Genomic DNA, 21752 nt, shown 5'->3' with positions numbered 1-21752 from the left:
TATGAAAAAAACAGTACATATAATATCTCATAGTCATTGGGATCGAGAATGGTACATGGCGTACGAACAACACCATATGCGCTTGGTTGATTTGTTTGAAGATCTCTTTGATGTATTTGAGAACGATCCTGGATTTAAGTCCTACCATCTTGATGGACAAACAATCTCAATTGATGATTACTTAGAAGTCTGTCCTGAAAATAAAGATAAAGTAAAACGTTTAGTTGAAGAAAAGAAACTTTTCATTGGACCTTTCTACATTCTGCAAGATGATTTCCTCATCAGTGCGGAAGCGAATGCTCGAAATATGCTTGTTGGAATTGATGAAAGCAAACGCTGGGGCGAACCTGTGAAACTGGGATATTTCCCGGATACATTTGGAAATATGGGTCAGGCACCGCAAATGATGAAACAAGGTGGATTGGATGCAGTAGCATTCGGTCGTGGTGTTAAAACAACGGGATTTAATAATGTCGTTGTCGATGAAGATTATGCTTCAAAATATTCAGAAATTAATTGGGAGGGTGCAGACGGAACAGAAATTTTAAGTATTCTTTTTGCTAACTGGTATAGTAACGGAAATGAAATTCCTGTAGAACCCGAAGCAGCAAAAATATTCTGGGATCAAAAACTTGCGGATGTTGAACGTTATGCATCCACACCACATCTTTTAATGATGAATGGTGTTGATCATCAACCGATTCAAAAAGATGTTGCACAAGCAATTGCACTCGCCAATGAAATGTATCCAGAATATACTTTTATTCATAGTAACTTTCCAGACTATATTAAAGCAGTCCAAGAAACACTTCCAGAAGATATCGGTAGTGTTAAGGGAGAATTAACAAGTCAAGAAACAGATGGTTGGTACACACTTGCGAATACTTCTTCCTCACGAATTTATTTAAAACAAGAGAATACGAATGTTCAAAACTTGCTTGAACGTGTTACGGAACCTCTTGCAACGATGGCTACGACTGTTACGAATGATTATCCTCACGACAAATTACGATATGCGTGGAAAAAATTAATGCAAAATCATCCTCATGATTCTATCTGTGGATGTAGTGTTGATAGTGTTCATCGCGGCATGATGACTCGTTTTGAAGATGCAAAACAAGTGGGGGAATTTGTTCGTGATGAAGCATTGCGTCACTTACAAAGTAACATTGATACCAAACAATTTCCTGATGGTGCTAAACCTTTCGTGGTATTTAACACAGAAGGACTTAAGAAAAAAGGTATCGTTGAGACAGAAATTGAATGGGAACGCATACCCTTTAATCACCGTAAGCCAAATGAAAATTATGACATCCTTGCAGCGAAAGAATATCCAGAATTAGAAATTCGTGATGTCAATGGAAACACGATTGCTTTTGAAATAGTATCTACCGATGTGAAATTTGGATACGATCTCCCTAAGGATGCATTTAGGAAGCCATACTTTATTCGTACAGTAACTGTCAGATTAAGTGTTGAAATGGATGCATTTTCTTGGCAAACATTTGCACTTCTTGAAGGCGTTTCAATGCCGTCTCAAGAGAAAACATCGGCAATAGAAAACAGTGCACTACATATTGAAATTACGGATATGGGAAGCATTAACATTCATGACAAAGTACACAACAAAACATATGGAGATGTCCTGTACTTTGATGATGCTGGTGACATGGGTAATGAATATATATTCAAACAAACTGACGATCATGAGCTGATCACCTCTAAAGGCATTCCTGCTGAAATTGAATATTTAGAAATGAGTGACCTTGTTAAAAAGGTAAGAATAACACAAATTATGAGTATTCCTAAGTCTGCAGAAGAAACCTTGCAATTGGAACAGAAATCTGTGACAGAAATGCGCGAACGAAAATCACGCCGAAGCAAAGAAATGGTGGATATGAAGATTGAAACCACACTTACTCTTGAACATGAAAGCAGCATTATTAAGTTTGAAACACAGTTTAATAATCAAGCTAAAGATCATCGTGTTCGTGCTATTTTCAACAGTGGTATGAAAACTGAGACACACGAATCGGAGAGTATCTTTGAAGTTGTAACACGTCCTAATAGTGTATCGAAATCGTGGGAAAATCCAAGTAATCCACAACACCAACAAGCTTTCACAGCGATTACCAATGATAATCAAGGAATGGTTGTTGGAAACATAGGATTAAATGAATACGAAGTTATCAATGGCTCAGCTATCGCTTTAACAATTCATCGTGGTGTTGGGGAAATGGGTGACTGGGGCTATTTCCCTACACCTGAAGCTCAGTGTCTTGGAATGATTTCGGTCAATTATGCCTTAAGTTTTCATGGAGAAAATGATAAATACGAACACTACCGTAATATGAAGGCAATGCAAGTTCCGTTCATTACCACTCAAACCTCTGTGAAAAGTGGTAAGCTACCTGCTAATTATCAATTTTTATTTGTTGACGCACCTAATGCATACATTACATCGATGAAACGAAAAGAATACCAAAAAGATATAATGGTTAGAATGTTTAATCTAGACAACGAAGCAGCATCAGGCATCAAACTAGAATTTGATAATAAACCAATCTATGATTCTGATCTTCTAGAATCAGTTAGAGACCATCAATACGAATCAAAACTTAAAGCGGGAGAGATTCGTACGGTTAGGATTCCTGATGAAAAATAAACTCAAATTTCCATCTGACTTTCTCTGGGGGGCTGCCGCTTCAGCTCCTCAAACAGAAGGGACGTTCGAAGGCGACGGGAAATCAAAAACAACGTGGGATCACTGGTTTGAAATTGAGCCGGATAAATTTGATCGAGAAGTGGGACCGTCACTCACCTCAGATGTATATCATCGTTATGCACAAGATATCCAACTCATGAATGATATGAACCTTAATTCATATCGCACATCAATCTCGTGGGCGCGACTCTTACCTGATGGAAAAACACTTAATGAAACAGCTGTTGCTTATTATCGAAACTATTTTGAAACTATGCTTAAACAAGGTATTCATCCAATCATCAATCTCTTTCACTTTGACATGCCTTGGTGGATGATGGAAAAAGGTGGATGGACTAGCCCAGAAATTGCAGACTATTTTGCATACTATGCCAAAACATGTGTCGAACAATTTGGTGATTTAATTCATGATTGGACGACATTTAATGAACCCATCGTTCATGTTGAGTGTAGCTATATCTATGAATTTCATTACCCAGCTATTGTTGATTTTAAGCTTGCGATTCTTGCGGGGTACCACACGATACTTGCACATGCGAAAGCAATTCAAGCTATGAAAAAAGTTAGAAATGATATCAGAGTTGGAATCATTCTTAATCTGACACCCGTCTATTCTCGCTCACAATCATCGGAGGATTTAGAAGCTACTAAAATTGCGAATGCTCTCAACATCACAAGTTTCCTAGATGCGATGGTTCTCGGTTCGTTTGATGACTTCCTTATTGAAACCTTGGAGCATCATAAGCTTTTACCTGAAACAAAATCAGAAGATTTAGAAACAATCAAATGTCATACTGCAGATTTTCTTGGTGTGAATTATTACCAGCCTAAGCGCGTTCAAGCACCGGGAACGGATGTGAAATATCCAGCCGTCGTGCCCGAAGATTTATACATTCCTTATGTTTGGGAAGAACGACGAATGAATCCGTATCGAGGATGGGAAATATATCCGGAAGCGATTTTAGATATCGCAAGAATGATTCAAAGTCAGTATCACAATATTCCATGGTACGTTTCAGAAAATGGCATGGGAGTTGCTGATGAAGCAAGGTTTAAAAACAATGAAGGCATGATCGAAGATGATTACCGAATTGAGTTTGTCGAAGAGCATCTTGAATATTTATCAAAAGCAATTGAAGAAGGTGCAAACTGCTTTGGTTATCATATGTGGACTTTTGTAGACTGTTGGTCATGGCTTAATGGATATCGCAATCGCTACGGTTTTATTAGTGTGGATCTTAAAACTCAAGAAAGAACACCTAAAGCAAGTAGCTATTGGATGCGTTCATTAATTCAAGCACAGCAAAAGGGGGAAAAGTAAAATGACGGTTTTAGCGTTCGACTGGGGTGGAAGTTCTGTAAAATATGGTATTTGGGAAAACAAAAGTTTGACATCGCAAGATGCATTTCCAACTCCAAAATCGTGGAATAATATGAAATCTGAAATGACAAAAATTGTAAATCAATTTAAGGAAACTCATGAATTGAAGGGAGTTGCAATCTCTTCTCCAGGAAGTGTGAATTCGGAAACAGGAATTGTGGGTGGGATATCAGCGATTGAATACATTCATAATTTTGAAATTGTGAAAGAAATGGAAACTTTATTTAATCTACCGATTAGTATTGAAAACGATGCGAACTGTGCTGCGCTTGCGGAGATATGGCAAGGTGTTGCGAAGGATGAACAGAATGTTCTGTTTGTTGTAGTGGGTACTGGTATTGGCGGTGCGGTGGTCATCGATGGTGAGATTCAACAGGGTCATAATCTATTTGGTGGGGAGTTTGGCTGTATGATTTTAGATGGTGTTGAAACATTTAGTATGTTAGGAACAGCAGTTCATATGGCTGAGCGATACGCAAAAACAAAACAAATTGACCCACAATCAGTTACTGGACATGATGTTTTTGAACTCGCAAAACAGGGTGATAAAGATGCGATGGAAGAAGTTGAAAAGTTCTACGGGTATCTGTCGCTGGGACTTTATAACTTACAATTTGTCACAGATCCAAGTTTGATCATTATTGGTGGCGGAGTTTCGCAAAATGAAACACTCATTGAGGAGCTCAACATTCGTGTCAATAACATGTTGAAAAATGCTGGTTTAGATTCGGTAGCTATGGAAATTAAAGCATGCCATTATCTTAATGATGCCAACTTAGTTGGAGCTATAGCAGCATTCCAATCACAACAAGGAGATGTTCAAATATGAGACATGCTTTGAGTGTTGATATTGGAGGAACTTCGACGCGTCTCGCAATTGTTACCGAGGCGGGAACCATAATCACAAAACAAAGTTTCGCGACTGATGTAAAACATCCTCAACTCACACTTGCGAAGATACATGCTTTTGCTGAAACTTTTGATCAAGAGCTTGTCGGGGTTGGTATTTCGTGTCCAGGTCCACTAGATTTGAATCATGGTATTGTGCTAACACCACCAAATCTTGAAGGGTGGCATCATTTCAAGTTGAAAGAAGAAGCAGAAAAAATACTAAAGTTACCTGTTGTTGTAGAAAATGACGCGAATCTTGCTTGTTATGCAGAAAGTGTTGTAGGAGCAGGGAAAGAATTTAAGAGTGTGCAGTATCTGACCATTAGTACTGGTGTAGGTGGTGGCCTCGTTATTAATGGTGATATTTACCGTGGTGCAAACGGATTTGCTGAAGAAATCGCAAATGGTATTCTTTGGAAAAATGGTCCTCAAATGGGAACACTTAAATCCGGTTCTCTGGAATCTATTTGTAGTGGAACAGCACTTACGACACGTGCCATAAGAGAAGGTTTGATTGTCACTCATGCAGGTGATGTGTTTGATCTGGCTTACAAGGGAAATCAAATTGCTGCGCAGATCATTGATGATATGTATGAATACTTATCGAATATGATTGGAATTATTATTGGTATTCTCGATCCACATGTCATCGTTTTGGGTGGTGGTGTTGCCAACAAAACACCAAATTTCATACCTGAAATTGAAAGTCGGGTACTTAATAAAGTATATGCAATTCAACAATCTAATCTCAATATTGTTGAATCAAATCTTGGTGATGATAATGGACTTATTGGTGGTGCTTTGTATGCTTTTAATCAATTTGGAGGTCTAAATAATGAGCATTGTTAAATTATCCCCCTCATATAAAGATTATCTTTGGGGTGGAACCAAACTGAAAACAAATTATGATAAACAAACGGAAATGAATCCTCTAGCTGAAAGTTGGGAAATTTCAACACATCCCGATGGTCCGAGTTACATTAATGACACTAACGAAACGCTTGCTGAATACATAGAAGTAAAAGGACGTGAAGTATTGGGAAGTCGTGGTCAAAACTTCAGTCACTTTCCTATCTTAGTTAAGTTTATTGATGCAAATCGCGACTTATCAATTCAAGTCCATCCTAAAGATGACTATGCACTAATCCATGAAAATGAATACGGTAAGACGGAGATGTGGTATGTTCTGGAAGCAACACCAGAAGCGAGTGTATATTTCGGTGTAAAAGAAGATATGAGTCGCCAAGCTTACAGAGAAGCCATTGAAAATAATACAATCTTAGACGTTTTAAATAAAGTTTCCGTGAAACAAGGAGATGTAATCTTTGTGGAAGCAGGAACAATTCATGCAATTGGTGCAGGAATTGTAGTGTGCGAAATACAACAGAACTCAAATACAACGTATCGTGTTTATGACTTTAATCGTAAAGATAAAGATGGGAACCTTCGCAAATTGCATATTGATCAAGCAATTGAAGTTTCCAATCTTGGAAAACAAGATACAGATTTTAAGGCTCAGGGTGAATGGCGTGACTCACATGGGTACCGTCAAAGAACGCTTGTGACATGTCCATACTTCACAACCGATGAGGTAGAACTAGACTCGCAAAAACAATATTCTCTTGATGGAAAATCATTTGAAGGAATTGTGGTGGTAGAGGGAACTCTTGAATTAATGACTGATGATATCGACATTAAATTAAAAAAAGGAGAGTCAGCTTTCATTGATGCAGCTACTCAAGATATCACTGTATCTGGAAAAGGACGTTACTTATCTATTAGAGTATAAATTAAAAGTGTTGGTAACTTTACATACCAACACTTTATTTTATTCTTCAGGTTTGAATTCGCTGAGCGTTAATTTACGTCCGCAATATTCGCATTCTGTAATCTTGTTTTCAGTAACTTCATTGTTAGCGCCACATCCCATACAACGAATGACACCATGTTTGATTTTTTTCTTTTGTGCTTTGATATAAGCGCCATCAAGAGTATTTGTTAGTGGATTAATTCGAATGAAATTGAAGTAACCCTTCTTGATGAGTTCTTGAATATCGTTAAAGACAGCATCTTCGGATTGGTCAGTATAATCTGCAATACCAGTTAAATCATAAATCTCTTCTTGGTAAATAATATGATGATAGTTTTTATACTTCTTAATCATAATATTTCGTTTAGAGATTGAATATACGATACCCAGACCCAAGATGACTGCAAAAGTTATCATGAGATAGTCTGGCCATTCTGGATAGGCATAAGGTTTCTTTGTTTGTCCCCAAAGGAATAATCCAAATGCATATATTAATGAACCTGCAGCAAGCAGTGGATAATGGCGTTTATAATCTATTACTTCACTTTGATTAAGTGATGTTTCTGCTTTTTTGTTACGATTAGCCATTTACTTTTGTACCACACTCTGGACAAAATTGATCACTAGAACTTAATTCGGTATTACATTGCTTACACGTTACTTTTAATGAAGAACCACATTCATGACAGAATTTTTGTCCTTCTTTAACGGTCGCGCTACATGATGGACAAGTCTTTGTTTTTGTACTATCCGTGAAGCCTGTGTTTGTTTCAATTGCTTCGCCAAATTTTTGCCCAATGGTTGCACCAACTCCTAAACCAACACCGGTACCAACCATAGCGCCTGCAGAACCTTCATTTTGTGAAAGACCCACAAGAGCATCATAACTACGTTCTTTGTCATAGTCGTAACCGACAATATCCATTTCTGCTTTTCTAGAAAGCGCATCTTTAAGTCGAATAACACTTTCATCATCTTTGGGTAGACTAATATCTTCAACATAGAAGTTGAGGAGTTCTAGTCCGTATCCATTAAATGTTTCATACATTCTTTCTTTCATGAAATCGGATAACTCTGATAATGAAGCTCCTAATTCAAGAACAGAAAGTTTGTTGTTGAATAAATACTTAGAAATTTCATCCTTTACATGCGTTGTATAAACACCGCGGAAATAGTTATTCACATCAGTTCTTCCGAATGAAGGAAGCGTCCCAACAAGTTTTATCAGAAATTGTTTTGGGTCGTTAACGGTAATACCAAATTGACCGTATGAGCTAACAGGAACCATAATTCCATATTTTGGATCTTGAATTTGTACGGGTGATGCTGTTCCCCACTTAATGTCTAATGTATGAGCTTGATTAACAAACCATACTTCAGCTTTGAATGGTGATTCGTTTCCAAATGGAAGTTTGACGAGTGCGTTTAGTAGAGGGATATTATTGGTTGTGAGTGTATAACGACCTGATCCGAAAACATCACATGCACGTCCGTCTTTAAAGATAACTGCGCTTTGAGAATCATTAACAATAAGTTGTGTCTGTGTACTAAGTTCTTCGTTAGGAAATTTCCAAGCGAATACATCTTGTGATCCATTGTATTTTACTACATCAATTAATGCCATAATATAAGTCTCCTTTTAGTCTTTTAATGTAAATGTTGTGGTGCCAAGAATATTACGGCTACCATCTTGTATCGAAATTATCACTTCTTCGCCAGCTCTAAGCTTATTAAAATCTCGTGGTAAATAGTTATTGTCATAACTCACTGTGAATGTTTCACCGGGTGCGATGACGACAGAACTAACATCATTGCTTGAAGTACTTACGCGTACATCAGATGAAACTCTCGCAAGATTAGCTTGGAATGAATCGATAGAAAGTGGTGAACCAGAAATATTTGTATAAGTAATATCAAATGCTAATGAAAATTCATTTGGATCAGGATAATTTGGATGTTCTTGAACATACAACGGTCTATATTTTTCGTGAATGAATTGAACACGGTTAACTTTTCCTTTCAGCCTTCCATCGTTGAGATCAAACTCTTGGTCAACGATAAATTCCTTATCAACTACAGCGGTTGAATTCGAACGTTTTATCGATGAAGTTGGTATTGCTTTTAAGGTTTCCATATAAAGTGAATGGAATTCTTCAACAATTGGAAGCTCAATGTATGAGTATCGAGAAGTAAAGTTTCCTCGAGCACGTCCACTATCGTGTGTCATCTCAGGCGGCATTACTTTGAAGCTGCCTTCAAAGAAAAGATTGCGATAGCGATGGTCGTCGAGAATATAAATCATCGTTCCAGAATGGGAGTCATGTGGCTCTAATGTAACGATTCCTGAAGACGAAATTGACTCTTTCCAGTTATAATCTTTAAATGTTTCATCGGTGTTTATCGCTTTGGTTGAAGAATAATTTTCGTCAACAGCAGAAGCAAAATCCCTGAGGAAGTAAGCGATGTCTCCATCGTTTTTGACAGTAACATGAGCCATCAAGACGTGTCGTCCTTTTCCGGAATAACTATCGCGTGAGACGGAAATTTCATTTCCAAATTCCACAAGCTCGTAACCATCCACCTGAATTGTAACGGGATAATTAGTAATCTCATAAGGTTCTTCAAGTACAAAGTTTTTCTTCACTACTTTTGAATCCGTATGAGCCGTAAGATAATCATAACTATCTCTGAAATCATAGGCACCACTAACTTCGGTGTAATCCTTTGAATTCGTATAAAAAGGTGTCCGATATGTATTAGGACGGTATATCCACCACGTCAATCCTACATAAACAACACCTGCTAAAATAAGCGTCAACAAAAGAGGGTACTGTTTGATGAATTGACGAAGTTTATTAAATAATTTCTTCATATTAATAGACCTTTCAATTTCTACCCCTCGATGAATAAATGTTAAAAACATTTATTATTTGTTGATGACTTACAATGGATCGAAGTATGGATCAAATTAATATATTCGGTGATGGGAAAATAAAATCACCCCATGCAAGATTATTAGGATGCACTGGGAGATTTTTCACTGAAAATATACGTATATCATCTTTGTTAATTATATCACACCATTATTAGATGGTAAAGATTGAGTGCGACTATAATACGGGGATAAGGAATACTCCATAAAGAATACCAACGGTCGCAATCACAGCCATACTTGGTAGTACTCCCATCTTTTGTTTAAATCGACAGTATATAAGTACGAAGATTGAGATTGAAATAAGAAGGGGTTCTCCTTCAAGTTTAAAGGAATCATAGATGAGTGAAACTGCAACTGAAGCAATAATGCCGATAGCTGATATCTTAGTCAGATTTAAAAACTTCTTAAAAACAGGATGTGTTAAAAGAAACGTTTCATATTTATAGAGTAGATGTGAAAAGAGAAAGGAAGAGATACAGACAGCAATTGTTGCGAGAACTGCTCCTGATAACCCTTGGGTAATATATCCAACGTATGTTGCGGAATTGACTGCTATTGGACCAGGTGCAAGAAGGTCTAATGCATTGAGGTCGGAAAACTGTAAGGGAGTAATACCAATCTTAGTTGCATTCTCGTAGATAAGAGATAGCATTGCGTATCCTCCACCAAAACCAAGAAATCCGATTTTTAAGAAAGTAAGAAATAATTGAATCATAAGTATCGTTCCCTAACAGTCATCAAAATACTCATTATGAAACAACCTAATATAATAGTGGGTATTGATATATTGAGAAAGGTAACCACGATAAAAACACCTAAGATTAAGAAGTAAGATTTTTTAGATTTTGAAATGATATGAGGCGTCATTGAGAAAGCGGCCTCAAAAATATAGATTCCGGCTGTAGATCGTATTGCGATAAAAATATACTTTATGATACCTGTTTGGGGAATGACCTCATAAATCATTGTTAAAACAATCATTAAAAAAAGAATTGGTAATATGGCTCCAAGTGAAGCAGCAAGACGTCCTTTTTTTCCATTAATTTTTTCTCCAAGTAAACAAGCAGAAATAACAGCTGTAACTCCTGGAAGAGATTGAGATAAAGCAATGTAGTGATAAAATTCGTCATTCGATAGATAGTTATTCTCAGTAACTAATTTATCATGAAGCATCGGTATCATTGCAAGACCACCGGAAAATGTGAAAGCACTAGAGATTGCAAAAAGCTTAAAAAGTTCAATATTTATATTCATTGTTAACCACCTCAGATATAGTATAGGTTTAATAATCTATAATTAATAATACGGTAATGTTATACTTTCTATAAGAGGTGCTTATATGAATATCGATCGACTCAAAATGTTTATGTATGTTTGTATGTATGGAACTGTGTCAAAAGCATCTGAGAAACTCTATATTTCTCAGCCTGCTGTCAGTCAAGGTATTAAAGAATTAGAAAGAGAATTGGGAGTTTCCCTATTTGAACGTAAGGGAAGAAATCTTGTTCTCACATCATCTGGGATTGCGCTTTACCCCTATGCCCAATCAATTTTGAAAGAAAGCGAAGCAGTTATTGAACTATTCAACAGCAAGAAATTAGTATCTTCTTTAAAAATTGGGTGTACTGTTACGATGGCATCGTTTGTATTACCGGTTTTAGTGTATGAATATGAAAGGGAAAGTGGTATTCATGTTGAGGTCATTGTTGATAATGTCAGTAACATTAATAAACTTATCTCTGATAATGAAATAGATATTGCCATTGTTGAAGGAAAATTCGCAAACGATTCTGTATTATATGAGAAATTAATGAATCTTGATTTGGTGTTTGTGGCGAGCCCGACCTATTCAAGTGTTAATTGTGATACGGTTTCGCTACTCGTAAGAGAAGAAGGAAGTTCCTATCGAAATCATATGAATCAATTCATAATGACAACATCGGAGTCAGTTGAAATTAAATGGGTTGCTAATAACAATGAAACACTCTTGCATGCTGCATTAAATCACCAAGGTGTTGCATTACTTCCTCAAATAGTAGTTCAAGAGTTGATAAAGAGTAACGATTTGATGGTTTATATGAATCAAACCAACCCAATCAATCAAGAGGTAGGCATGATCACCAATCAATTTTGTTGTAAAGATGATAATATCAAATCATTCAAAGAATTTTTAGCTAGAAACCATCACTATTTTTAAGGGTGAAAAAAACTGTCTCAAATTAACGAGACAGTCGGTTTAAGCACGGTTGTCAAAGTATTCTTTGGCAAGAGTATCATATTTTTTCTTATTTAAATCCCAATTCACATGTGTATAAATTTCAAGTGCGATGCGATGGGCATCTGTGGGACTTAAATTTTTTTGTTTCATAATTGCTTCGGTTAATTTCGTAAGATGATAAGCTTTCATGATTGATCCTCCTTATAGTGCTATTATACTTTATTTTAAGTATTTTAGAACTGATTCAGGAACATCACTTTCTTTAACAACTTCTTGTCCAACAACAATTTGTTTACTAGCGCTAACTTTTACGTATTGGACAGGTTGGAGGAGTTTGCTAGAATCTTCCGTTCTGTACGAAAATTCAAGCACACGTTTTTCGCCTTTTTCATTATAGCTCACAAGCGCATATTCTTTTCCAGTATCAACTTCTTTACCACTATCATCATAGAGTGGTTCAGGATCAGTTGATTGGTCTGCAGGAACACGTGTGTAGTAGTCGGAACCTACATAACGATCATCATAGTATTGCTTCACTTTGATAGAACCAAATATAACAAGTACAACAAGTACTGCTGCAACTATTTTTCCGCCGTTTTTCATTAGAATTCAAGCTCCTTTCTGTTAAAGAGTAATGTTGCTACCGCAATAGAAACTGCGAGGTAGAGTACTGGACCAATGAAGAGATCTGCTGATAAGTTGTGGTTGAAGAATCCTGCATTGATTTGGTTGATAATGTTAGTGAGTAGATAAGGTCTTAAGTCGCCTACCATGTCTATGAGAAATCTTTGTCCGAGGATAAGGGAAACAATGAGATTTACTGTACCTGTTGCAAGAAGTACAAAGGATAACATTGCTGAGGTAGCCTTTTGTGTATAGAATGCCATAATACTTGCGATTGAGAAATAAATAAATGTTTGAAGTAGTGGTGTGAAGAATTGGAATGCAATCATTCCTGTAACCTCACTACTTAAACTGAAACCTAGGAATAATGGCAACACCATGACATGAATCATCATAACGATGTATGAGATTAGTAGGAGAGCAAAACTGACAAAGAGTTTGTTAATAATAATCTCGAATCGAGTGTGTCCAAATCCAATCGCTGTTTGCATTGATTTGGAACGTAATTCATCTCCGTAAATAAGTCCAAAGGTATAGATACCGATGAAAATTGGAATCATTTGAGTGATAAAACTCATGAACTGAGCGTAATCAAGGCCACTTTTAATTTGACCTGAAGCAATGAATGTCGCAGCAATGAAAAGGACAGAACATGATGCTAGAAAAATGTAGAAACTTTTTTTGTGGAAAATACGATAGAATTCGGCTTTAAAATAATTAAGCATTGTTTTGTCCTCCTGTTAAGTTGAAGTAGAAGTCTTCGAGTGAATTGTGTTGAGCATAAATCTCAATAAGTTCTAAACCACTTTCGACGATATATTTTGAAAGTGAAGCAGTATTGATGTTATCTTGGTTAATAATAATTTTGTCATCTTGAATTGAGATGTTTTCAATTTGAGTTGCATCTTTTAAGATTGTGACTGTTTTTTCCAAATTATTTGTTTTGATAATAACGACAGAACCTTCTTCATTTGCGAGATCAGCACGATCTAACTCTTTTAAGATGATTCCGCGATCGATAATTGCAAATCGTGTCGCGACTAAATCCAATTCACTCAGGATGTGTGATGAAATCACGAGTGTTTTATTCATTTCTTTATTTAGCTTTTTAATTAGTTGACGAATTTCCACGATTCCTTGGGGATCCAATCCGTTGATCGGTTCATCAAGAATAACGATATCTGGATTTCCTAGAAGTGCGTTCGCAATACCAAGTCGTTGTTTCATCCCCATTGAATATGATTTAAAAGGTTTCTTCTCACCATATAATCCAACAATCTTTAGAACGCGATCCGTTTCTTTAGTGTCTTCAACACCTTTCATACGGCGATAGTATTCGATATTGTCGTGTGCGTTAAGATAGGAGAAGAAATTTGATCCGATAAAGAAACCAATTTTTTGACGATTTTTTCTTAATTCCGCATCATTTGAGCTATTCATAATAGAGATGCTTCCTGAACTTGCATGAGAAAGTCCCAACATCATTTTAAAGATTGTGGTTTTCCCAGCACCGTTTTTTCCAATCAGTCCGTAGATATCACCTTGATTAATGGTAATTGATGCATCTGAAACTGCTTTGAATTTGCCATATTCTTTTGACAAGTTTTTTATTTCAATCATTGTGTTTTTCATAATAACCTCCCGTTGCATCACTATATTAACACAGTGGTGCAACAACTGTCTTACAATTTCGTAAGAAAAACACTTTTCACTAAGAAATACTTGTATCTAACAGGTGTATCGACGATTATAAATATATGATAGAATAGTTAAGTATGAATATATATAAATGGAGGCATTATGAATTTAGTAGAAATGTTTAAAGTCGTAATTCTTGGAATTGTTCAAGGGATTACTGAATGGCTGCCAATCAGTAGTACAGGTCATATGATTCTTGTTGATGAGTTTTTGAAACTTCAAGCGCGACCAGAATTTATGAATATGTTCTTTGTTGTTATCCAGTTTGGGTCGATACTTGCAGTTGTGTTTATATACTGGAGTAAGTTGTGGCCATTACGCCGTAGTAAAGAAGGAAAAGTTTACGTAAAACAAGAAACCATGACGATGTGGTATAAGATTGTTGTTGCATGTATTCCTGCTGGTGTAATCGGTATGTTGATGGATGAATGGGTTGATAAACATCTTTATAATCCAACAGTAGTGGCGATTATGTTGATTCTCTTTGGGGTTATCTTTATTGTGGTAGAAAATCGTAATAAAGGAAAAGAACCTAAAGTTAATAGCATTGCGGAAATTACATATCAAACAGCATTCTTAATTGGGATTTTCCAATTAATTGCAGCATTGTTCCCTGGAACTTCACGCTCTGGAGCAACTATTGTAGGGGCATTGATGCTTGGTGTATCAAGAATGGTGGCTACTGAGTTCACATTCTTCTTGGCTGTTCCTGTTATGTTTGGAGCAAGTATTTTAAAACTTGGTAAATTCTTCGTCAAAGGTGGCGGATTTGAAGGTGCTGAGTTCATGATGTTAAGCGTGGGTATGATTGTAGCGTTTGTCGTATCAGTTGTAACCATCAAATTCTTACTTGGATATATCCGTAAGAATGACTTTAAAGCATTTGGTTGGTATCGTATCGCCTTGGGTATCTTGGTGTTATTCTACTTCTATGTTTTAAAATAATTACAGTGACTGCGGAAGTGATTCCGCAGTTTTATATTATCTTGCTTTGAGTATGTGATTATTTCGCATATAATAGACATATGAGGTGAAAAAAATGAATCATAATAAGATTCGTGACCGATTGGAACTAAAGCGGGTTACCGTTGACCATTTAGATCAATTTAATGAGCTTTTAAGATACGTCTTCCAAGTAAGTGAAGACGAAATTATTAGTTCTGGATACGATAATGAAAATGAAATTGTTAGAGCTAAAAGACCGATTTTAACGGAAGCAGATGTCTTCGGATGGTTTGATAATGATGGAGAGTTAATCTCTCAAATTGCGGTTTATCCCTGCGAGGTAAACATGCATGGCAATATGATGAAGATGGGTGGTATCACTGGTGTGGGTACTTATCCTGAGTTTGCTAACCTAGGACTCATTAGTGATCTCATATATAGAGCCTTATGCGAGATGAGGGACAATCAACAGTATATCTCCTATCTATTTCCTTATAGTATTCCTTTTTATCGTCATAAGGGATGGGAAATCATCTCGGATCAAATGAGTTTTACACTCAAAGATTCGCAACTCCCTAAAACAGTTCCTGTTAGAGGACATGTTGAACGATTGGATATCGATGATGAAGATGTCTATAAAATCTATGATCGATTCGCTCGTACTCATCATGGTGCGATGGTTCGAGATCGATTAGCATGGGAAGAATACTGGCGTTGGGAAAACGAAGAAGATCGTTATGCCGCAGTGTATTATGACCAAAATGATGAACCGACGGGATTATGTTTTTACTGGATACTTGATGAGGTATTCCATATTAAAGAAATGATATTCATGAACCAAGATGCTCGAAAGGGTATCTGGAATTTTATCAGTGCCCATTTCTCAATGATTGAAGAAGTTCGTGGTAAAAATTATGCGGGTGAAGCGATTGCCTTTAACCTTGAAGATAGCGATATCGTTGAAACCATTCAGCCATACTACATGGCACGAATTGTAGATGTTGAAGGATACTTAAAACAGTATCCATTCATGGATACGTGTGATCCGTTCCATTTCGAAATCATTGATCCTGTAGCACCATGGAATGAACGAATCTTTGGTGTGGAATGGGATAAAAATGAAGATATAATTATTACAGATCAACCTATTGGTGAGTGTGTCAAGATGGATATAGGAACACTTACAACATTGATGATGGGATACAAGACAGTGAACGACTTGGCACGTTTAGGACGTATTGAAGCGAGTCGTAGAGCTCAGAGAAGTTTGGCGCGTATTGTAGTTGTTGACCGTGTTTACTTCTCAGATTATTTTTAGAAAAGGTGGTAAATTTGGAAGAAAAAAAAGAAAGGCACTTACTCGTAGGTGTAAATCTTAAGAAAGACGATCAAGACACCCAAGAATTAATGTTGGAACTTGAAGAATTAGACCGTGCGGCAGGTGCGATTCCTGTCAAAATAATTACTCAAAGTCGTGATTCCTACGATTCGCGAACGGTATTGGGTAAAGGAAAAGTCGAAGAAATAGCAGATCTTGTTAATCATCTTGAAATCGATGCTGTTGTATTTAATGATGAGTTATCGGGTTCGCAACTGCGAAACCTCGAAGAAATTATAGGATGTAAGATCCTAGATCGTACCACTTTAATATTAGATATCTTTGCAAGTAGAGCGCGATCTAAAGAAGGTCAATATCAAGTAAAGCTCGCGCAAATGAAATACCGTTTACCTCGAATTATCGGATACAGTGATTATTTATCACGTACGGGTGGCGGTATTGGAACACGGGGACCGGGTGAACAAAAACTTGAAACAGATCGCCGTCATGTGCTTAGAGAAATTAGAGCTGTAGAACAACAACTTCTTAAAATAGAAACAACACGCCAAACAAACCGAAAAAAAAGACAAGGACAAACGATACCCATCATTGCCTTGGTTGGCTATACCAACACAGGTAAATCTACAATATTAAATAGAATGCTCGAATTAAGTGGGGATGAAACGCCTAAATATGTATTAGCACAAGATATGCTATTTGCAACATTGGATGCTTCATTACGAACCATGAAACTCAACCAAACATTGCCAGTTATCGTCAGTGATACTGTTGGGTTTGTTTCACAATTACCAACACATCTTGTGAATGCTTTTAAATCTACGCTCGAAGAATTGTATGATGCAGATTTAATTGTTCATGTTTTAGATGCTTCCAGTGATAATGTAACTCTTCAAGCCCAGACAACGGAAAAAATTCTTGACGATATGGGTGTTCTCGATAAAAAAATCCTGACAGTTTTTAATAAAATGGATCTTAAAGAGAATCGGGATTCTGTACTTTACTCGCAACAATTTGAAGATCGCATCTTTATTAGTGCATTAAATGATGATGATATGAAACGATTAATCGATAAAATGGTATTGTTAGTCACTGAGGATTATAAGCAAACAGAATTTAAGTTTCCGTTTGAATCAATGAAATATTTTGATTATTTCGCAAACAGATATGATTTAGAAAATGTTGTGTATGATGAGTTTGGCGTAACCTTTAGGACATTTGTAAATCAAGAAGATCGTCAAAGATTTAAGGAGTATATTAATCATGAATCAAGTATTAATTAGAAAAGCAATTAAAGGTGATGCTCCAGAAATTCACGAGTTGCTCAAAGTAATTGCTGCATTTCACCATGAAATGTATCCAGATCGCTTTAGTGAAGGTCATGTCAAATATTCATTACCTGAAGTGGAAAAGCTTATAGAGGATGAAGGGAATTTTATTAATGTTGCAATAGTGGATGAACTTGTCGCAGGGTATGTGATAGGAATCGTTAGAGATAAAGTGTTCTTTATCGATGACTTATGTGTTGGGGAATCGTATCGCAATCATAAAATTGGGAAGTTGTTAATGGATTCAGTTTATCAGCAAGCCCAGTTAAATAAATATGAAGAAATTCAATTAAATGTCTGGAATCGAAATATTCAAGCAATGGCATTTTATGAAAAGCTGGGGTATGAACCCTTAAAACATATTCTTACATTAAAAATCACAGAATCGTAAATGATCCTGTGATTTTATTTTGCATATTTTCCTTGCCATGTATCTCTTGCTACCATCAATTTATCAATATCATTTAAAACTTGAACTTTTTTGAGCGTCCAGTTTGGCGCGAGAAGATCATCAGGGATTCCGTCTCCAGTAAGACGTGCAATGACAATGTCGGCGGGTAGTATTTCAAGTTGCCTTACCACTAAGTCCACATATGTTTCCTGATCCATGATAGGAAAGGGATTTCGTTTGTATTGTGAACCAAGTTTTGTACCGGCAATGATATGAAGCATGTGTATTTTAACCATTGCAGGTTTTAATTCAGCGAGATAGGCAGCAGTTTCAATCATGTCTTCGATTGTCTCGATGGGGAAACCATTGATGATATGAACACAAGTACGAATGTTTGCCACTTTTAGTTTCTGGATGCATTGTGTAACTGAATCAAGATCGTGACCTCGATTCATCCATTCACTTGTTTCGGGATGAATGCTTTGAAGACCAATCTCAATCGTTAAATCTTTAAGCTTTGCCATCTCAGAAAAGTAAGCGATTTTTTCGTCGTCCAAGCAATCACTACGTGTGGCAATATCTATCGACACGAAGCGATCATCATGAAAAAACGGAGTATACAAATCTTTAAGTGTTTGTAAGTCAGCATGAGTATTTGAGTAGGCTTGGAAATAGGCGATCAAACTCGCATCCGGCCATTTTGACTTCATGATATCGGTACTGTGATGAATTTGTGCTTCGATATCGGGAGTTTGTAGAATCATATCACCTGATCCGCGATCAGAACAGAAATTACAACCGCCACTTGCACATGTGCCATCACGGTTTGGACACGTGAAACCAGCATCAATACTTACCTTGAAAGCTTTGTTTCCGTAGTGAGTTCGTGTAAAATAGTTATAGGTATGATAACGTTTGTTATCAGTTGTGTATGGAAATGGATTATTTTTCATACATTTATTCTAACAGATTTAAAATTAAAGATAAGGAAAACCTATGAAAAAAGCAAAACAATCAAAACAATCTATACACCATGATTTCAATCTGATCAATCATGAAAATGCAGTATCACTTCGACTGAATAAATACATCAGTGATTCAGGCTACTGTTCTCGTCGTGAGGCAGATCGCCAAATTCAAGCTGGAAACGTTTTTGTTGATGGCGTTATGGCTGAAGTAGGAATGCAAATCTACGACTATCAGGAAGTGAAAGTTGGCGAGACACACATTAATGCCAATCAGGATCGTGTATACATTATGTTACACAAACCCCGAGGGATCACATGCACAACCGACTTAAATCAAAAAGATAATATCGTAACTTACATGAACTATGACCAAGCAATATTTCCAATCGGTCGACTGGACAAAGATACTTCCGGATTAATTCTTCTAACGAATGATGGTGATATCGTAAATAAAATATTGCGTGAAGAAAATGGACATGATAAAGAATATATCGTCAAAGTAGATAAACATATTAAGAAAGACTTTATTAAAAATATGGAATCTGGAGTTGATATCTATAACCCACGAACTCATGAAATGCAACGAACAAATCCGTGTACAGTAAAGCAACTAAATAGTCATGAATTTAAAATAATTCTAAACCAAGGACTAAATCTTCAAATTCGAAGAATGTGTAAGGCATTGGATTACCGTGTGGTGGATCTAAAAAGAATTCGAGTTATGAATGTACATCTTCAAGATTTATCATATGGGGAATGGCGTTATTTAACAAATGATGAGTTAAAAGTTATGAATGGGATGTTGGTGGATAGCAAAAAATAGAAATTATGTGTTTTCAAATTGAATCATATCAATTAAAGGCAGTAGCTCCTATAATGAAACGGTGAGGATATTATGAAAAAAAGTGCTTTTATTTTAACAATTCTTTTATTAGTATCAAGACTGTTGGGGATGGGAAGAGAGTTGATTCTTTCTCATTTTTACCATACATCAATCTATACGGATGCATATTTCCTATCACGTTCAATTTCTAATATTGTATTTGGTATTTTTGCGGCGGGTATGGTCACAACCTTTATCCCTATGTATATTCGTACTCGAGAACAGCAAGGAACTGAAAAAGCTAATCGTTTCATGAGTAATGCAACCAACTTCATGATTTTGGTTACTGTTGTATTATCAATACTTGGAATGTTATTTCCAGAGGCATTGCTCTTTGTATTTGCAAATGACTTACCACCTGAGGCTATGGAATTAACCATACGTTTTGTACGAGTAGGACTTATTTCAATTGTATTTAGTGGTATTCGGTCCATGTTCGAGGGTTATCATCAATCGAATCAACATTTCTTTGTGGCTCCTGTTGCAGGATTGTTTGTAAACTTCATCCTAATATTTTCAATTTTAATTAGTGTTAAAACTGATCCCATTGCTTTAGCGTGGGGCTTGTAGCTGCCGCCTTGTTCCAAGCAATCTTCGTTTATGTGTTTGCACGAATGGATGGCTACAAACATCACTTCTTCATTGATTTTAAAGATGAAAACTTACAAGCAATGATGGTCGTTGCGCTTCCAATTATTCTTGGATCCTCAGTAGATCAAATTAATGCGATTGTAGACCAATCTTTAGCTTCTGGATTTGGTGTTGGGGCAATTAGTAAAGTGAACTATGCAAACCTTTTGAATGATGCAATCTTGAGTATCTTTGTTGCTACGATGACCACCATTCTTTATCCAAAACTTGCGAAGCAAGCATTCCGTAAAGACTACGAGGGATTAAAAGAAACGTTAACAAAAATGTTGAACACTGTGAATCTATTAGTTATACCTGGAATGATTGGCATGTACCTACTAGCATATCCTATTGTCAGAGTTACCTTTGGTCGTGGATTCACACCTGAAAATGTCACACTTACCGCTCAAATACTTCAAGGATTTGTGATTGGTCTGATTGCATATGCCATGAAGCAAATTCTTGTTCGTACATTCTACGCGTTGCAAGACAGTAAGACACCCGTTCGAGTAGGTGTATTCGGGGTTGCTCTAAATATTGGACTGGACCTTTATTTAATGAATATTTGGGGGCTTCCAGGCTTAGCTTATGCAACGAGTTTTTCTGCGATGATTACGATGCTATTGTTATATTTTGCACTTCGAAAGAAGTTGAATGGACTTCGTGTCAAAGAATTTATGATTTCATTTTCCAAAACCTTGCTTGCTTCAACAGTGATGGGAATCACCGTATTTAAACTTTATCATTATTCACTTCTAACACATTCCATGTCACATGCCTTATTTGTGAGTGTTGCAGTGGGAGTTGTAATATATATGTTATGCATGCATTTCTTGAAAGTTCCGGAATACAAAATTATGATGGATTCGCTTTGGCGCAAAATTTACGATATAATCCGTAGATTAAAACACAAGTACTCAAACTAAAAGGTATTTCTCATATTGATAAGCTCCCCTTAAAGTAGACACCCGAAATAAATAAAAACGGGT

The 21752-nt window shown here is 36.5% G+C and carries 21 protein-coding genes and 1 pseudogene; 12 read left to right on the top strand and 10 right to left on the bottom strand.

Features of this window, described 5'->3' with window-relative positions:
• The first annotated feature begins 1 nt into the window (after position 1).
• Genes H9L01_RS01155 through H9L01_RS01135 form a run of 5 tightly spaced genes read left to right on the top strand, consistent with a single transcriptional unit; the run spans position 2 to position 6786 of the window.
• Positions 2-2665, top strand: coding sequence for an alpha-mannosidase (locus H9L01_RS01155; protein ID WP_187534128.1), 2664 nt, complete (start codon positions 2-4; stop codon positions 2663-2665).
• Positions 2655-4046: a glycoside hydrolase family 1 protein gene (locus tag H9L01_RS01150; RefSeq protein ID WP_187534127.1), complete on the top strand. Its 1392-nt coding sequence runs from the start codon at positions 2655-2657 to the stop codon at positions 4044-4046. Before H9L01_RS01155 ends, H9L01_RS01150 begins: the two co-directional genes overlap by 11 nt.
• A 1-nt stretch (position 4047) precedes the next feature.
• Complete coding sequence (locus tag H9L01_RS01145; RefSeq protein ID WP_187534126.1) at positions 4048-4935, top strand: ROK family protein; 888 nt, start codon at positions 4048-4050, stop codon at positions 4933-4935.
• Positions 4932-5846, top strand: a complete 915-nt coding sequence (locus H9L01_RS01140; RefSeq protein WP_187534125.1) for an ROK family protein — start codon at positions 4932-4934, stop codon at positions 5844-5846. The genes H9L01_RS01145 and H9L01_RS01140 overlap by 4 nt, the downstream gene beginning before the upstream one ends.
• Complete coding sequence (locus H9L01_RS01135; protein ID WP_187534124.1) at positions 5833-6786, top strand: type I phosphomannose isomerase catalytic subunit; 954 nt, start codon at positions 5833-5835, stop codon at positions 6784-6786. Before H9L01_RS01140 ends, H9L01_RS01135 begins: the two co-directional genes overlap by 14 nt.
• 39 nt (positions 6787-6825) lie before the next feature.
• Here the strand turns inward: H9L01_RS01135 and H9L01_RS01130 are convergent, their stop codons facing one another.
• The 5 genes from H9L01_RS01130 to H9L01_RS01110 form a co-directional block, all read right to left on the bottom strand.
• The gene (locus tag H9L01_RS01130; RefSeq protein WP_187534123.1) at positions 6826-7395 is read right to left on the bottom strand and encodes a hypothetical protein; all 570 of its coding nucleotides are present in this window, start codon (positions 7393-7395) and stop codon (positions 6826-6828) included.
• The gene (locus H9L01_RS01125) at positions 7388-8431 is read right to left on the bottom strand and encodes an SPFH domain-containing protein (protein ID WP_187534122.1); all 1044 of its coding nucleotides are present in this window, start codon (positions 8429-8431) and stop codon (positions 7388-7390) included. Before H9L01_RS01125 ends, H9L01_RS01130 begins: the two co-directional genes overlap by 8 nt.
• 15 nt (positions 8432-8446) lie before the next feature.
• Positions 8447-9679 carry a hypothetical protein gene (locus tag H9L01_RS01120; RefSeq protein WP_187534121.1) on the bottom strand — a complete coding sequence of 411 codons (1233 nt, stop codon included), beginning with the start codon at positions 9677-9679 and terminating at the stop codon, positions 8447-8449.
• Positions 9680-9917: 238 nt separating this feature from the next.
• Positions 9918-10457: a chromate transporter gene (locus H9L01_RS01115; protein ID WP_187534120.1), complete on the bottom strand. Its 540-nt coding sequence runs from the start codon at positions 10455-10457 to the stop codon at positions 9918-9920.
• Positions 10454-10996, bottom strand: a complete 543-nt coding sequence (locus tag H9L01_RS01110; protein ID WP_187534119.1) for a chromate transporter — start codon at positions 10994-10996, stop codon at positions 10454-10456. The genes H9L01_RS01115 and H9L01_RS01110 overlap by 4 nt, the downstream gene beginning before the upstream one ends.
• Before the next feature lie 85 nt (positions 10997-11081).
• Here H9L01_RS01110 and H9L01_RS01105 point away from each other — a divergent pair, with 85 nt between their 5' ends.
• Positions 11082-11939: a LysR family transcriptional regulator gene (locus H9L01_RS01105; RefSeq protein WP_187534118.1), complete on the top strand. Its 858-nt coding sequence runs from the start codon at positions 11082-11084 to the stop codon at positions 11937-11939.
• 39 nt (positions 11940-11978) lie between these two features.
• Here the strand turns inward: H9L01_RS01105 and H9L01_RS01100 are convergent, their stop codons facing one another.
• From H9L01_RS01100 to H9L01_RS01085, 4 genes are read right to left on the bottom strand one after another with little or no spacing between them, the layout of a single operon-like run.
• Positions 11979-12149 (bottom strand): hypothetical protein, encoded by a 171-nt coding sequence (locus tag H9L01_RS01100; RefSeq protein WP_187534117.1) that lies wholly within the window; start codon positions 12147-12149, stop codon positions 11979-11981.
• A 30-nt stretch (positions 12150-12179) separates the two neighbouring features.
• Positions 12180-12563 carry a YxeA family protein gene (locus H9L01_RS01095; protein WP_187534116.1) on the bottom strand — a complete coding sequence of 128 codons (384 nt, stop codon included), beginning with the start codon at positions 12561-12563 and terminating at the stop codon, positions 12180-12182.
• On the bottom strand, positions 12563-13309 hold the full coding sequence (locus H9L01_RS01090; protein ID WP_187534115.1) for an ABC transporter permease: 747 nt from the start codon (positions 13307-13309) through the stop codon (positions 12563-12565). The genes H9L01_RS01095 and H9L01_RS01090 overlap by 1 nt, the downstream gene beginning before the upstream one ends.
• The gene (locus H9L01_RS01085) at positions 13302-14216 is read right to left on the bottom strand and encodes an ABC transporter ATP-binding protein (RefSeq protein ID WP_187534114.1); all 915 of its coding nucleotides are present in this window, start codon (positions 14214-14216) and stop codon (positions 13302-13304) included. The genes H9L01_RS01090 and H9L01_RS01085 overlap by 8 nt, the downstream gene beginning before the upstream one ends.
• A 168-nt stretch (positions 14217-14384) precedes the next feature.
• Between H9L01_RS01085 and H9L01_RS01080 the strand changes: the two genes are divergently transcribed.
• The 4 genes from H9L01_RS01080 (at position 14385) to H9L01_RS01065 (ending at position 18282) form a co-directional block, all read left to right on the top strand.
• Positions 14385-15227 (top strand): undecaprenyl-diphosphate phosphatase, encoded by an 843-nt coding sequence (locus H9L01_RS01080; protein WP_187534113.1) that lies wholly within the window; start codon positions 14385-14387, stop codon positions 15225-15227.
• 94 nt (positions 15228-15321) lie between these two features.
• The gene (locus tag H9L01_RS01075; RefSeq protein WP_187534112.1) at positions 15322-16545 is read left to right on the top strand and encodes a GNAT family N-acetyltransferase; all 1224 of its coding nucleotides are present in this window, start codon (positions 15322-15324) and stop codon (positions 16543-16545) included.
• Between the two features lie 5 nt (positions 16546-16550).
• Positions 16551-17846, top strand: coding sequence for a GTPase HflX (gene hflX, locus H9L01_RS01070; protein WP_187534111.1), 1296 nt, complete (start codon positions 16551-16553; stop codon positions 17844-17846).
• On the top strand, positions 17827-18282 hold the full coding sequence (locus H9L01_RS01065) for a GNAT family N-acetyltransferase (protein ID WP_187534110.1): 456 nt from the start codon (positions 17827-17829) through the stop codon (positions 18280-18282). Before hflX ends, H9L01_RS01065 begins: the two co-directional genes overlap by 20 nt.
• Before the next feature lie 14 nt (positions 18283-18296).
• On the opposite strand, the gene mnmL is transcribed toward H9L01_RS01065, so the two are convergent.
• Positions 18297-19235 (bottom strand): tRNA modification radical SAM protein MnmL/YtqA, encoded by a 939-nt coding sequence (gene mnmL / locus H9L01_RS01060; RefSeq protein WP_187534109.1) that lies wholly within the window; start codon positions 19233-19235, stop codon positions 18297-18299.
• A gap of 43 nt (positions 19236-19278) precedes the next feature.
• Between mnmL and H9L01_RS01055 the strand changes: the two genes are divergently transcribed.
• Positions 19279-20073, top strand: coding sequence for a pseudouridine synthase (locus tag H9L01_RS01055; protein WP_187534108.1), 795 nt, complete (start codon positions 19279-19281; stop codon positions 20071-20073).
• Between the two features lie 72 nt (positions 20074-20145).
• Positions 20146-21689: pseudogene (gene murJ, locus H9L01_RS10960) on the top strand (murein biosynthesis integral membrane protein MurJ).
• Positions 21690-21752: the final 63 nt, after the last annotated feature.

The organism is Erysipelothrix inopinata (genome assembly GCF_014396165.1).
In the GTDB taxonomy this organism is placed as follows: Bacteria; Bacillota_I; Bacilli_A; order Erysipelotrichales; family Erysipelotrichaceae; genus Erysipelothrix; species Erysipelothrix inopinata.
The sequence above is the reverse complement of the archived record's forward strand: the minus strand, read 5'-3'. Positions and strand labels throughout refer to the sequence as shown.